This window comes from Streptomyces sp. NPDC102514, assembly GCF_055584525.1.
Window position 1 is genome coordinate 418388 of sequence record NZ_JBVJLW010000001.1, and the last position, 12977, is coordinate 431364.

The 12977-nt window shown below is 71.2% G+C and carries 13 protein-coding genes; 8 read left to right on the forward strand and 5 right to left on the reverse strand.

Annotation, left to right across the window (positions count from 1 at the left end):
• Positions 1-30: 30 nt before the first annotated feature.
• Both ACZ60E_RS01930 and ACZ60E_RS01935 read left to right on the forward strand, forming a co-directional pair.
• Positions 31-507, forward strand: coding sequence for a nuclear transport factor 2 family protein (locus ACZ60E_RS01930; RefSeq protein ID WP_469437051.1), 477 nt, complete (start codon positions 31-33; stop codon positions 505-507).
• An 11-nt stretch (positions 508-518) separates the two neighbouring features.
• Complete coding sequence (locus tag ACZ60E_RS01935; RefSeq protein WP_469437053.1) at positions 519-1028, forward strand: nuclear transport factor 2 family protein; 510 nt, start codon at positions 519-521, stop codon at positions 1026-1028.
• 14 nt (positions 1029-1042) lie between these two features.
• On the opposite strand, the gene ACZ60E_RS01940 is transcribed toward ACZ60E_RS01935, so the two are convergent.
• Positions 1043-1378, reverse strand: a complete 336-nt coding sequence (locus ACZ60E_RS01940) for a YnfA family protein (RefSeq protein ID WP_469437055.1) — start codon at positions 1376-1378, stop codon at positions 1043-1045.
• 393 nt (positions 1379-1771) lie between these two features.
• Here ACZ60E_RS01940 and ACZ60E_RS01945 point away from each other — a divergent pair, with 393 nt between their 5' ends.
• Positions 1772-3241, forward strand: a complete 1470-nt coding sequence (locus ACZ60E_RS01945) for a hypothetical protein (protein ID WP_469437057.1) — start codon at positions 1772-1774, stop codon at positions 3239-3241.
• A 75-nt stretch (positions 3242-3316) separates the two neighbouring features.
• Here the strand turns inward: ACZ60E_RS01945 and ACZ60E_RS01950 are convergent, their stop codons facing one another.
• Together ACZ60E_RS01950 and ACZ60E_RS01955 are read right to left on the reverse strand one after the other, a co-directional pair.
• A complete protein-coding gene (locus ACZ60E_RS01950; protein ID WP_469437059.1) occupies positions 3317-4522 on the reverse strand; it encodes an epoxide hydrolase family protein in 1206 nt (401 codons plus the stop codon).
• A gap of 66 nt (positions 4523-4588) precedes the next feature.
• Positions 4589-4954 (reverse strand): STAS domain-containing protein, encoded by a 366-nt coding sequence (locus tag ACZ60E_RS01955; RefSeq protein ID WP_469437062.1) that lies wholly within the window; start codon positions 4952-4954, stop codon positions 4589-4591.
• Between the two features lie 173 nt (positions 4955-5127).
• On the opposite strand from ACZ60E_RS01955, the gene ACZ60E_RS01960 reads away from it, so the two are divergent.
• The 3 genes from ACZ60E_RS01960 (at position 5128) to ACZ60E_RS01970 (ending at position 7937) form a co-directional block, all read left to right on the forward strand.
• On the forward strand, positions 5128-5583 hold the full coding sequence (locus tag ACZ60E_RS01960; protein WP_453790234.1) for an ATP-binding protein: 456 nt from the start codon (positions 5128-5130) through the stop codon (positions 5581-5583).
• Between the two features lie 90 nt (positions 5584-5673).
• A complete protein-coding gene (locus tag ACZ60E_RS01965) occupies positions 5674-6678 on the forward strand; it encodes a helix-turn-helix transcriptional regulator (RefSeq protein WP_469437064.1) in 1005 nt (334 codons plus the stop codon).
• 143 nt (positions 6679-6821) lie between these two features.
• Entirely contained in the window at positions 6822-7937 is a 1116-nt protein-coding gene (locus ACZ60E_RS01970; protein ID WP_469437067.1) for a DNA alkylation repair protein, read from the forward strand.
• Between the two features lie 31 nt (positions 7938-7968).
• Here ACZ60E_RS01970 and ACZ60E_RS01975 read toward each other — a convergent pair whose 3' ends face one another.
• Complete coding sequence (locus ACZ60E_RS01975; protein WP_469437069.1) at positions 7969-8601, reverse strand: TetR/AcrR family transcriptional regulator; 633 nt, start codon at positions 8599-8601, stop codon at positions 7969-7971.
• Between the two features lie 122 nt (positions 8602-8723).
• On the opposite strand from ACZ60E_RS01975, the gene ACZ60E_RS01980 reads away from it, so the two are divergent.
• Positions 8724-9686: a zinc-binding dehydrogenase gene (locus tag ACZ60E_RS01980; protein WP_469438303.1), complete on the forward strand. Its 963-nt coding sequence runs from the start codon at positions 8724-8726 to the stop codon at positions 9684-9686.
• Positions 9687-9773: 87 nt separating this feature from the next.
• Here ACZ60E_RS01980 and ACZ60E_RS01985 read toward each other — a convergent pair whose 3' ends face one another.
• Entirely contained in the window at positions 9774-10493 is a 720-nt protein-coding gene (locus ACZ60E_RS01985; protein ID WP_469437071.1) for a GntR family transcriptional regulator, read from the reverse strand.
• A gap of 213 nt (positions 10494-10706) precedes the next feature.
• Between ACZ60E_RS01985 and ACZ60E_RS01990 the strand changes: the two genes are divergently transcribed.
• Positions 10707-12914, forward strand: a complete 2208-nt coding sequence (locus ACZ60E_RS01990; protein WP_469437073.1) for an MMPL family transporter — start codon at positions 10707-10709, stop codon at positions 12912-12914.
• The last annotated feature ends 63 nt before the right edge of the window (positions 12915-12977 follow it).

Here is a 12977-nt window from a genome sequence, read left to right on the forward strand (position 1 = left end):
GAACAACAACCCACCGACGAAGGACGCACCATGTCGACGACCGACAGCCCCGCCTCTCCCACGGCGACCGAGGACAAGTTCGCCGTGGTGGAGACCCTCTACCGCTACGCCGCAGGCCTCGACCTGCGCGACAAGGACCTGCTCGCCTCCGCCTTCGCGGACGACGCGGTGGCCGACTTCGGTCCGGCCACGAAGAAGGCGGGCCAGGAGTACCCGCCGATCAAGGGCGGGGAGACCATCGCCACGGCCCTGCTGGGCTCGCTCGGCCACCTGGACACCACGCACTCGCTGAGCAACCCGCGGGTGAGCCTCGACGGCGACACGGCCCACCTCGAAGGCATCATGGCGTGCCAGCACCTGCCCCGGACGGACCACTCGCGCCACGTCCTGATGACCAACCGGTACGACGTGGAGCTGGCCAGGCAGGGCGAGGTATGGGTCGTCCAGCACCTCACCGTCGACAACGCCTGGACCGAGGGCGACCCCTCCGTCCTCGCCGGGATCTAGGAACACATCCCATGAGCGACACATCCATTCCCGACCAGGCCCAAGTCCAAGTCCGTGACGGTGGCGGTGGCCAAGTCCGAGTCCGTGACCGGGACGAGATCCGTGGACTGCTCACGGCCTACGTCTTCGGCCTGGACCGTCGCGACTTCGCCCGCGTCGCCGCCGCCTTCACAGAGGACGCTGAGGTACGAAACGTCTTCGACGGCTATCTGCCGGAAGGTGAGGCGTTCAGCGGCCTGACGGTCGGCGGCGGTGTCGTCGCCGAGGGCGCCCGGCAGTTGTTCGCCGGACTCGACGCGACACAGCACCTGCTGGGCGCTCAGGAAGTCGAGTTCACGGACACGGGAGCGCACGCGTCCACGCAGATCGTGGCCCATCATCACCGGGGCGGCGAGTACTACCACACGGGTGGCACGTACGAGGACGACCTCGTGCGTACGCCGGACGGCTGGCGCATCTCCTGTCGTACCCTGCGCATCACCTGGACGACGGGCAGCCCCGACGTGTTCTCCGCTGCCTGAGCGGGCGTCCGGAGTCAGTGCGAGCGAGGCGCGTACATGATGACCGCCATGCCCGTGAGGCAGACCAGGGCGCCGACGACGTCGTAACGGTCGGGGCGGTAGCCGTCGGCGATCATGCCCCAGGCGATCGATCCCGCGACGAAGACCCCGCCGTACGCGGCGAGGATGCGGCCGAAGTTGTCGTCGGACTGGAAGGTGGCGACCACGCCGTAGAGACCGAGTGCGATGACACCGGCACCGATCCAGATCCAGCCCTTGTGCTCGCGCACGCCCTGCCACACCAACCACGCGCCGCCGATCTCGAAGAGAGCGGCGACGGCGAACAGGGCGACGGAGCGAGCGACGGTCATACCGGCCGACCCTACCCGCGGACCTCGGCGGCGGCCGACAGCACCCGGTCGCGCCCGGGGCCGCCAGCGGGACGCCCGATGCTGGTCGTGCGTGGCTCGCCACGCGCTGGGTCACCCGATGCGCCTCTCGATGCGCCGTTCCATGGGCCGCTCGATGTCCGGAATCCGATGGGAAGTCGTACCAAACCGGTGGGCGGTACTCCACGAATGCCGTAATGACAGCCGGTGCGGTGCCCGATCGCCGAATCGCGGGATCCGAGCGGTAGCGGGATGCTCGCGCGTCCCGGGGAGCGGTTCCGGAGACCGGGCGGCACCGGACAGGTTCGGTCGGCCTCGGCCGGGCGGCGCCCACAGCGCTCGCCCGGCATGCGCCGGTGCGGAGGATGCGAACGAATGCCAGGCGGACCGGGGGCGGCGGGACATCAGGCGGACGGAGAACCGAGGGCGGCGACAGCGGGCATCGGCCCGGTCGACGTCGTGGACACGACCGAGGAACTGGCCGCGCTGCTGCGCCAGTTGCGCAGACGCGCCGCGCGCAGGGATGGCGGAGCACAGCCCACCTACCGTCAGCTGTCCGCGCTCACCGGCTGGGCGCACGGGGTGATCGGCGACTACTTCGCCGGCAAGACCCTTCCGCCGACGGACCGTTTCGACACCCTGGTCCAACTCCTCGGCGCCACCGGCCGTGAGCTTCGGCAGCTCGCGACGGCCCGCGACCGGGTGGAGGAGGCCCGCCGCGCCCGCACGGCTCAGGCTCCCCACGGCCGCACGGGCCCGCCCGGCACGGACGACCCCAGCACTCTCGCCCCCGTCCCTCGCCAGTTGCCCGCGGACATCCCCGAACTCCCTGGCAGAAAGCGGGAGTTGTACGCGCTGGACGTGCTGCGCCCGGGGCAGCGGGGGAGCGGTCCCGTCGTGGTCGCTCTCGACGGCCCCGGAGGCGTCGGCAAGTCGGCACTGGCGGTGCACGCGGCCCACCGGCTCGGCGAACGGTTCCCCGACGGCCAGCTCTACGCCGACCTGCGGGGATCGCACCGCGACGAGCGTCCCGTCCCGCCCGCCGCCGTCCTCAGGCGCTTCCTCGGCGCGCTGGGCGAGCCCAGGCTCTGCTCCGGCAGCGAGGCGGACGCGGCGGCGGCCTATCGCACACTGCTCACCGAGCGACGGATGCTGATCGTCCTGGACAACGCGCTGGACGCCGCCCAGGTGCGTCCGCTCCTGCCCGCGGCACATGGCTGCGCGGTCCTCGTCACCAGCCTCGGTGTCCTCGCCACCCTCAACGGCGCCGTACACCTCCATCTCTCGCCCCTCACACCCCCGGCGTCCATCGAGGTCCTCGGTCTCTGGGCCGGACCCGGGCGGCTCTCCGCCGAGCGCGGCGCCGCCGAGACGATCGCCCACCACTGCGGCCATCTGCCCCTCGCCCTGCGCATCGCGGGCGCCCGCCTGGCGGCGCGTCCACGGTGGCCGGTACGGGAACTCGCCGACCGGCTCGCCGATCCCGCGGGCCGCCTCGCGGAGCTGTCCTTCGCGGACCTGGACATGCACACGGCCCTCGACGCCGGCCACCGGGAGCTGCTGGCCAGGGGACCCGCAGGCCGCGCGGCGGCTCGCGCGCTGCCTCTGCTGGCGGCGGGACACGGCGAGTTGACCGTCACGGAGGCGGCCGCGACGACCGGTGCGGCGGTGTCGGCGACCGAGGTGATCCTTGAGCAACTGGTCGACGTGCAACTCCTGGAGTCACGCGCCCCGGGCCGCTACCGCTTCCACCCGCTCACCCGGCTGTTCGCCCTGCGATCGGCCGCCCGGAACACGGTCGTCGCCCGCGCGGCCCCGCGACCCGACGCGCAGCGGGCGGACTGACGACGCCTGCGAGCCTGCGACACTGGGCATCCGGCGCAGCTACGGCAGCTACGGCATCAAGGGCAACCGGCGTCTTCAGCTCTTCGCCGCTGCCGCTGCTGCCGCTGCTGCCGCCGCTGTCGCCCGGTAGGGACGGAAGAACGTCCGCAGTTCCTCCGCGTAGAGCGCGGGCTCCTCGAACGGCGCGAAGTGCCCGCCGCGCGCGGGCTCGTTCACGTACACGGCATTCGTCGTGCGTTCCAGCCATGCCCTCGGCGGGCGGACGATGTCGCCCTGGAAGAGCGAGAAACCGGACGGCACCTCGACCCGGCGGGTGAGCTGCTCGGGTGGGAGCGCGCTGTTCGCGTTGTACATGCGCATGGAGGAGCCGATCGTCCCCGTGAGCCAGTAGAGGGTGACGTTCGTGAGGATCTCGTCCTTCGTGAAGCTCCGTTCGAGATCGCCGTCGCAGTCGCTCCACGCCCGCAGCTTCTCGACGATCCACGCGGCGAGCCCGGCCGGTGAGTCGTTGAGTCCGGCGGCGGCGGTCTGGGGCCTCGTGCGGTGCAGGGCGCCGTAGGCACCCTCGCTCGCGCCCCAGGCCGCGGCGTTCGCGAACCAGGCGCGCTCCTCGGGGGTGAGCTCGGCCGGGTCACCGGTGAAGACGGGCAGTCCGCCGTCCATACGGTGGACGGCCACGACCCGGTCGGGGTGGTCGAGTGCCAGATAGCGGCTCACGTGGCTGCCGATGTCCCCGCCCGCCGCGCCGAACCGCGCGTAGCCGAGGACGTCCATGAGTTCGGCCCACAGGCCTGCGACGCCGATGGAGTCGAGCGGCGGGCCGGTGGGTCGGTCCGAGTACCCGTACCCCGGCATGTCCGGCACGACCACGTCGAACGCGTCCGCGGGGTCGGCGCCGTGCGCGCCGGGATCGGTGAGCAGGGGGACGACCTTCGAGTAGCGCCAGAACGAGTCCGGCCAGCCGTGGCTGAGGACCAGCGGCAGTACGGGGCCGGTCGGCGCGACGGCCCGGGCGTGCACGAAGTGGATGCCGAGGCCGCCGAGCCGGGCGCGGAAGCGGGGCAGCCGGGCGAGCGCCGCCTCCTGCGCCGGCCAGTCGAACGTGTCCGCCCAGTACGCGACGAGTTCACGGAGGTAGCCGACATCGGTCCCGAGCGACCATCCGGCGTCCTCGGGGGCGTCCGGCCAGCGTGTCGCGCGCAACCGCGTACGGAGGTCTTCGAGCGCCGAGGGTTCGGTGTAAGGGGTGAACGGCTCCGGCCGAGGCGATGCGTCCGACATGGCACGCATGCTATCCGGGGCCCGCCGTGCCCTCACGCGCGGCGGACCGCGAGCCGGAGCGCTTGCTCAGGCGTTCACAGCCTGTTCAATGGTGGGGTGGCAACTGATCAAGGTGTCCATTCCGACGATCTGCAGGATGCGCAGTACGGACTCCTGGGCACCGGCGATACGCAGCCAGCCCTGGGTGCCGCTCACGGCCTGGTACGCGCCGATGAAGACGCTGATCCCGCTGGAGTCCATGAAGGTCACCCCGCTGAGGTCGACCACCGTGCGCGGGTGCGCCGTGCCGTCGGGCGCCAGCAGAGCCTTGCCGAGCATGTTCTTGACGGTGTGGTCGATCTCGCCGCGCACGGTCACGACACGGATGCCGTCGATCGCGGAGTGCTCGACGGAGAGCCGGCCTGGCTGGTCCACACTCTGAATGTTGGTCACCGTCTCCTCGACTGCGGTTGTGTGCCCCGACGTGCCCCGGGCAGGTGCCCGGCCATTGTGCCCGAACGCTCCCCTTCCCGCACCCACACAGTTGTGCCGGAGAGCACATTTGTACGATGCATGAATGACGGGTCCACGGGTAGCGGAGCGCCTGTGAACGGAGAATGAGGGCGATGCCGGTGGGATCCCACGACGACGGTGACGGCTGTACCGAGTCGGACGGACGGATGATGCAGACCGGCTACGCCATAGGCGGAGACGACGGATGCATCGCCGACGCCCGCCATCACGCCGCCGCCTTCCTCGAACGGGTCCGCGCCGGACAGCACGCGTCCGTGTCCGCCCGCGTGATGGACCTGACCCAGCTGGTGGTCAGCGAGCTGATCACCAATGCCTGCAAGTACGCCCCCGGCCCCGTCCTGATGGAGCTTCGCGTCACCCTTGAGACCGTGGACGTCATCGTGTGGGACAGCGACCCGACGGTCCCCGAGGCGCATGCCGCCGACGCGGGCAGGGTCGGCCAGCACGGCCTGGAGATCGTCAAGGCCGTGGCCCAGGACCTGCAGATCCACCAGGAGCCGGTCGGGAAGCGGATAACGGCCCGCATCGCCCTGTCCGACCCACCGTGACCGTGCGACTGCGACTGCGACTGCGACTGCGACCGTGACCGCGCCCCGGCCGTGGCTGTCCGTGTCGCCGCACCTCGCTAAGGTCGGTCCGTGATCGCTACCTCCGCCCGGCTGCTGCGGCTGGTGTCCCTCCTGTCGAGCAGGCCCACCTGGTCCAACGCGGAACTGGCACGGCAACTGGACGTCACCGAGCGCACCGTGCGCCGGGACATCGACCGGCTGCGTGAACTGGGATACGGCGTCGAGTCGATCCCGGGACCGGGCGGCGGCTACCGCTTCGGCGCGGGCAACCGTATGCCTCCGCTGAACCTCGACGACGACGAGGTCTTCGCCGTGGCCGTGGCGCTCCGGGAGGCCGCCCACGGCGCGGCGCTCGGCGCCGACCCGGCAGCGCTGTCGGCCCTGCTCAAGCTGCGGCAGATCCTGCCCACCCGGATGGCGAAGCGCCTGGCCGGTCTGGACGCCACCGTCGAACACACCCCGCGCTGCGAGCCGCCCCAGGCGTCGGCGGACGTGCTGTTGCTGCTGGCCTCCGTGTGCCGGGCGTCCGAGCGCACCACCCTCACGTACCGCGACATGCACGGCACGACCACCGTCCGGAGCGTCGATCCGTACCGCCTCGTCCACACCGGCGTGCACTGGTACTTCGTGGCCCGCGACGTCGACCGGGAGGCCTGGCGGACGTTCCGCGTCGACCGGGTGGTCGATGTCGAGTCCACCAGGGAGGTGGTCGCACTGCCCGACGCGCCGGACGCCGCGCAGATGGTCTCCGACACCATCACCCGCACCGGCTACCCGTTCTTCGCCCGCGTCCGGCTCCCGCTGTCCTACGACGACGCCCGCCGGCTGGTGGCCCCCATCGTCGCCACCCACGAGGCCGACGGACCGGACGCGACGGTCATCACCATCGGCGGCTCCGATCCCGACCAGCTCGCCGGCTACCTCCTGAGCCTGCGCACACCGCTGGAGATCCTGTCGCCGGAGCCCGTGCGCGCGGCACTGCTCGCCCGGCTCGACGCCCTGTATCGCGGCAATCAGCCAGGCAGCCAGGGCGGTGACCAGGCCTCTCGCCCCCTTCCGGAGGAGCAGAGGTGACGTCCGAGGAGGGCTCCGGCAGCGTCCGGTACGAGACCAGGACCGTAACTGTCCTGATCTGCTCCTAGCCTGGAACGGCAGCTCACCACCGCCGCCCGCCGCACCCCGCCCCGCAGACCGACAGTCCGAGCAGAGGGACCGCCATGCCGTTCGCCGACGAACTCATCGGCCGCCACACCGTCGACAGCCTCACCCGTGCCATCCGAACGGCCGCCCCGAAGGCCGAACTCACGGCGCTGCGCGCGGCACCCGGACTGATCGACCCGTTGTCCCTGCGGGAACGCGCCGATCTGCTGCGCGACGCCCTGCTCACCGACCTCCCGGGTGACTACACCGCGCTGGCCCGGACAGTGCGTACCGCGCGCGACGAGGCGCCGGAGTTCACCGGTTGGCTGATCTGGCCGGTCACCGGCGCGCTCGCCACCCGTGCCGTCCAGGAGGGCGGGGCGGCGGCCTTCGACGACGCGATGGAACTCCTTGCGAGTCTCACCGGGCGCCTGTCCTCGGAGTTCGCCATCAGGACCCTGCTGCGGCACGACCTCGACCGGGCCCTCGGCATCGTCGTGGGCGACTGGACCGGGTCGGCCGACGCCGACGTGCGCAGACTGGCCTCCGAAGGCACCCGCCCCTACCTTCCCTGGGCGGTACGGGTCCCGGACATCCTGGCCCGTCCCGCGGCGACCGTGCCCGTCCTGGACGCCCTCTACCGCGACGAGAGCGACTACGTACGCCGCTCGGTCGCCAACCACCTCAACGACCTGAGCCGTGACCATCCCGAGCTCGTCGTCGACACCGCCCGCCGCTGGCTGGAGAGCCCCGACGCCACCACCGGGCGCCTGGTACGCCACGGGCTGCGCACCCTGGTCAAACGCGGCCACCCCGGCGCCCTGGAACTGCTCGGGTTCGCTCCCGCGACCCTGGAGGTCGACGGACCCCAACTGGACCGGGACACCGTCCCGTTCGGCGGCACGGTCCGCTTCACGGCCTCGATCCGCAACACCGGTGACGTCCAGGCGCGGCTGACGATCGACTACGTCGTGCACCATCGCAAGGCCAACGGCGGCCAGACCGGCAAGACCTTCAAGCTCACCACCCGCACCCTCGCACCGGGCGAACGGACCGACATCGCACGGGAGCATTCGTTCCGGCCGATCACCACGCGCCGCTACCACCCCGGGCAGCACGCGATCTCCCTGCAGATCAACGGAGTTGCGACGCCTCGCGCCCACTTCGAGCTGGCGGCCCCGGACACGCCCTGAGCGGTCCACCGCGCCGCACCGCCAGGTGCCGTCAGACGTAACCGGGCTCTGCCGACGCCAGTCGTGTCGGCGGCGGCAGCGGCGCGTGCCGGGGGCAGGCCTCGAACGCCTGGATCACGAACCCCGCGAACCGGCGTGAGGCCATGACCTGGGCGGCGGGCGAAGCGGAGTGGATCCCCTTGTTGGCCATGAGCATGAGGATGAGGTCGTCCAGGACGAAGTCGGGACGCAGACGCCCGGCCTCCTTGGCGCGCCCGGCCAGTCCGGCGACCGCCCTCACCGTGTACTCACGGCCCGCGTCCACGTCCGTCGTGCCGGGGAACGTGGACATGAAGGCCTCGGTGAAGCCACGGTCGCGTGCGTGCAGCTCGCAGACCCTCTCGATCACCTGGCAGAAGCCCCGCCAGGGATCGGGATCGGCGCACCCCTCGTCGACGATGTCCCGGCAGGCGCGCAGCTGGTCCGCGAAGACCGCGGTGACCAGTGCCTGCTTGGTCGGGAAGCGGCGGTACAGGGTGGCGGGGCCGACCGCGGCGCGCCGGGCGATCTCCCGCATCGGTACGTCCAGGCCCTCGGCCGCGAACAGTCTCCTGGCCGCGTCGAGGATGCGTTCGCGGTTGTCCAGGGCGTCGGAACGCAGGGTGTGAGGCAAATGATCGGTCACCGCTCTCACTTTACCTAAGTGGACGGGGGCGTCCGTTAGCGTCCGGGAGAGGGAAGCAGCCGCCCAGGTCATCGGGTGCGGCACACCGGTCCGAACACCGATCCGAGCACGTGGAGACGACATTGAAGGCGATCGAGATCCGTACGTACGGAGGCCCCGAGGGGCTGGCCGTGGTCGACCTGCCCGCGCCCGTACCGGCCGCGGGCGAAGTGGTGATCGCCGCGGAAGCGGTGGGCGTCGGCGGTGTCGACACCGTGATCCGGAGCGGCGCTCTGGCCGCCTACGGCTTCAAGGAGGGGCATGTCCCCGGCAGCGAGGTGGCGGGCACGGTCACCGCGGTGGGCGAGGGCGTCGACACGTCATGGGTCGGCCGACGGGTCTGGGGGTTCACCGGCACGGGCGGCGGCTATGTCGAACAGGCCGTCGCTCCGGTGCAGGAGATCCTTCCCCTCCCCGACGACCTCTCCGCCGCCGACGCGGTGACGCTCGGCAGCTCCGGAGTCGTCGCCCACTACGCACTGGCGCACGCCCGTTTCGCCCCCGGCGAGACGGTCCTGGTGCGCGGCGCGGCCGGCAGTATCGGCATCATGACCGTCCAACTGGCGGCCAAGGGCGGTGCCGGCGCGGTGGCGGTCACCACGTCGTCGACCGAACGCGGCGCGCGGCTGCGGCAGTTGGGCGCGACCCATGTGCTGGACCGGTCCGGCGAGGGCGGCCAGGACGCTCCCGCGGGCTACGACGTCATCATCGACGTCGTCGCCGGTGACGACCTGCCGTCGTTCTTCGACCGGCTCAACCCGAACGGCCGCATGGTCGCCGTCGGCGTCGTGGCGGGCCAGCCACCGGCGGACTTCGGTACGAAGTTGATGGCCGCGTTCCGTAAGTCGCTGTCCTTCGCCACCTTCAGCGCGGACACCGTCACCTCGGCCGACCGGCATGCCGTACGCAGCGAACAGTTCGCCGCCGCGGGTCGCGGTGAGCTGGCCACGGTCGTCCATGAACTGCTCCCGCTGGACCAAGCCGTACTGGCCCACCGGAAGATGGACGACGGTGAGGTCTTCGGCAGGATCGTGCTGACTCCGTAGCGCTCGCTCTCCCAGCTTTCTTCGCGGCCCCGCACGGAGTGACCGCGTCAGCTCGGCTCGGCCCAGCCCGGCTCAGCTCAGCTCGGCTCAGTTCGAAAAGCGTGTAGCGATCCGGGAGATGTTCGAGGTGTGGCTGTGTGCCCGCATCAACTCCTCGGCCCGCTCGCCGTTGCCGGCGGCGATGGCCTCGTAGATGACCCGATGCTGTCTGTACCGCTCGTCGACGACCTTCGAGTGCGCCCCGCGCACCTCCGACAGGATGCTGTCCCGTCGTTCCTCCGAACCGAAGGCGTCGACGGTACGCAGCATCTGGATCAGGGTCGCGTTGCCGCTGGCCTGGTCCACGATCATGTGGAAGTGGCGCATGAGTGCCTGGATTTCGAGCACCAGGTCCCGCTCCGCGTCGGTGCCGGGGTCCGCGTCGCGCAGTGCGCCGCGCAGGGCGTCCGCCTTGTCCAGGCAGTCGGACATCTCGCGGCGCTGGGCCGCGGTCGACTTCTCCGCGGCCAGCCGGGCGGCGAGCGCCCGGAGCACGTCCTCCATCATGGTGAACTCGCGCAGCTCCTCCTTGCCGAACTGCGCGATACGGACCGACCTGGGCCCCGTCCGCTCCACCAGCCGGTCCTGCTCCAGGCGTCGCAGCGCCTCGCGGACGGGGGTCGCGCTGATGCTGAGTGACTCCGCCAGGCCCCGCTCCGTGACCTTCTCCCCGCGCTTCAGGGTTCCGGTGACGATGGCCTCGCGGATCGCGGCGTACGCCTGATCGCCGAGGGTGACCGGGGACGAGAGCTGGGGGAGCAGAGCCATGCGGAACATGGTATTTGCTACAGCATAAATGTCAAACAAGCGATCCCACAATGGAGGAGCTCGTCGAGGAGCTCGTCCGCAAGCGCGCCGGGTGGCCCGCCGAGGATTCCGTCGGGCAACCCTCAAGAAACCGTCAGGTTCGGCGTGGGGCGGCCGTCAAGTCCGCCGAGCAGCATCAGTGCCTCAACCACCTAACCCATGGGGGATGCAGGCATGGCAGCACTTCTGTACCGGCTGGGCGCGCTCGGCGCCCGACGGTGGCGAACGATGTTGGTCGGATGGCTCCTGGCGCTCGCCGCGGTGACCGGTCTCGGCTTCTCGTTCGCCGGTTCCTTCGAGGACAGCGGTTCCATCCCCGGGTCACCGGCGCAGACGGCGTTGACCAAGATGGACCGTCACTTCCCCTCCCCGGACGTCCAGTCCGCGGACATCGTGTTCCAGGCCCCCTCCGGCCGCAAGGTGACCGACTCCGATCTGCGCGAGTCGCTGGCGTCCGTCATCGCCGCGATGGGCGATGTGCACGGTGTGGCCGAGGTCGGTGACCCGGTCGAGGAGGACACCGTCTCCGAGGACGGCCGCACGGCGGTCGCGCAGGTCGCGTTCACGACGAAGAAGGACGAGGACGTGCCCGCCGGCACGCTCGACGGAGTGCAGGAGGCGGGGGAGCAGGCCCGGCAGGCGGGTCTCAAAACGGTCTACGGCGGTGACGCCTACGCCCCCTCGACCTCGCCCTTCGGACCTCCCGAGATGGTCGGGCTGGGCGTGGCCCTGGTCATCCTCGTCATCACCTTCGGTTCGCTGCTCGCCGCCGGACTGCCGCTGCTCACCGCGGTCCTCGGTGTCGTCGGCACCATGGCGGCCATGATGGGCGCGGCCACGGTGCTCGGCGTGAGTGACAGCGCGCCGACCCTGGCGATGATGCTGGGGCTCGCCGTGGGCATCGACTACGCCCTGTTCATCGTCTCGCGCCACCGGGCCCAACTCGCCGCCGGAATGCCCGTCGTGGAGTCCGTCGCCAGGGCCAACGCGACCGCGGGCAGCGCGGTCGTCTTCGCCGGTGCCACCGTGGTCATCGCGCTCGCCGGACTCTCGGTGGCGGGTGTCCCGATGCTGACCTCCATGGGCCTCGCGTCCGCCGGAGCCGTGGCCGTCGCCGTCGTGCTGGCGCTCGGGCTGCTCCCCGCACTGCTGGGCATGTGCGGCCGCAGGCTCACCCCCAGGGCCGGCACCCGCTGGCGCCGGCGAGCGGCACGAGCACCGGGCAGGCCCTCCATGGGCGTGCGCTGGACCGAAGGCGTACTGCGCCGCCCGGTGCGCACCCTGATCCTCGGAACCGTCGCCCTCGTCGCCCTCGCCCTCCCGGCCCTGCAGCTCAAGCTCGCCCTGACCGACGAGGGCAACAGCCCCACCACGACGTCGAGCCGTCAGGCCTACGACCTGGTCGGTGACGCCTTCGGAGCCGGGGCGAACGGCCCGCTCGTCATCCTCGTCGAGGACGACGACCCGGCCGCCGTCGCCGCGACGGCCACCGCCGTCGAGGACAGGCTGCGGGACGTCAGGGGCATCGCGGACGTCAGCGGCGTCGACGTGGCCGAGGACGAGTCGGCCGCACGCATCCGGATCATCCCCGACACCGGACCGCGTACCCAGGAGACCAGCGACCTGGTCTCCCGGTTGCGCACCGAGATGAAGCCCCTCGCCGCGTCCGGGGGCAGCTATGTCGCCGTCACCGGCCTGACCGCGGTCAGTATCGACGTCTCCGACAAACTCAGCGGCGCGCTGGTCCCCTTCGCGGTCGTCGTGGTCGGCCTCTCCCTGCTCCTCCTGATGATCGCCTTCCGGTCCGTCGCCATCCCCGTCAAGGCCACCATCGGTTTCCTGCTGTCCGTCGGAGCCGCGTTCGGAGCCACCGTCGCGGTCTTCCAGTGGGGCTGGCTGGCCGGCCTGCTGGGAGTGGCGAGCACCGGGCCGGTGGCGGGCTTCATGCCCATCATCGTCATGGCCGTGCTCTTCGGACTCGCCATGGACTACGAGGTGTTCCTCGTGTCCGCCATGCGGGAGGACTACGTCCGCCACCGTGACGCCCGCGCCGCCATCCTCACCGGAGCCCGCAACGCCGCCCGCGTGGTCACCTCCGCCGCCCTCATCATGATCTCGGTATTCGTCGGCTTTCTGTTCTCGCACGACGCGGATATCATGCCGATCGCTTTCGCCCTGGCCTTCGGAGTCATGGTGGACGCCTTCCTGGTCCGTATGACGCTCGTGCCCGCGGTACTGGCTCTCCTCGGGGACCGGGCCTGGTGGCTGCCCCGGCGCCTCGACCGCTTCCTGCCCCGGCTCGACGTGGAGGGCGAGAACTTCCACGCACCCGACGCCGAGCCCCGGGCCGCCGACAAGCAGTCCGCTCCCGTGAGCATCTGACCGGCCCGTGTCGGTGGACTCAGAACCTGTGTCGACGGCCTTCGGGCAGCCCGACCCGCCCGT

Bases quoted from the DNA above. Each gene is read 5' to 3' on its own strand.
- ACZ60E_RS01990 (WP_469437073.1), top strand. From the start codon at position 10,707: ATGGCAGCACTTCTGTACCGGCTGGGCGCGCTCGGCGCCCGACGGTGG.
- ACZ60E_RS01940 (WP_469437055.1), bottom strand. From the start codon at position 1,378: ATGACCGTCGCTCGCTCCGTCGCCCTGTTCGCCGTCGCCGCTCTCTTC.
- ACZ60E_RS01985 (WP_469437071.1), bottom strand. From the start codon at position 10,493: ATGGCTCTGCTCCCCCAGCTCTCGTCCCCGGTCACCCTCGGCGATCAG.
- ACZ60E_RS01950 (WP_469437059.1), bottom strand. From the start codon at position 4,522: ATGTCGGACGCATCGCCTCGGCCGGAGCCGTTCACCCCTTACACCGAA.
- ACZ60E_RS01945 (WP_469437057.1), top strand. From the start codon at position 1,772: ATGCCAGGCGGACCGGGGGCGGCGGGACATCAGGCGGACGGAGAACCG.
- ACZ60E_RS01960 (WP_453790234.1), top strand. From the start codon at position 5,128: ATGCCGGTGGGATCCCACGACGACGGTGACGGCTGTACCGAGTCGGAC.
- ACZ60E_RS01930 (WP_469437051.1), top strand. From the start codon at position 31: ATGTCGACGACCGACAGCCCCGCCTCTCCCACGGCGACCGAGGACAAG.
- ACZ60E_RS01970 (WP_469437067.1), top strand. From the start codon at position 6,822: ATGCCGTTCGCCGACGAACTCATCGGCCGCCACACCGTCGACAGCCTC.
- ACZ60E_RS01935 (WP_469437053.1), top strand. From the start codon at position 519: ATGAGCGACACATCCATTCCCGACCAGGCCCAAGTCCAAGTCCGTGAC.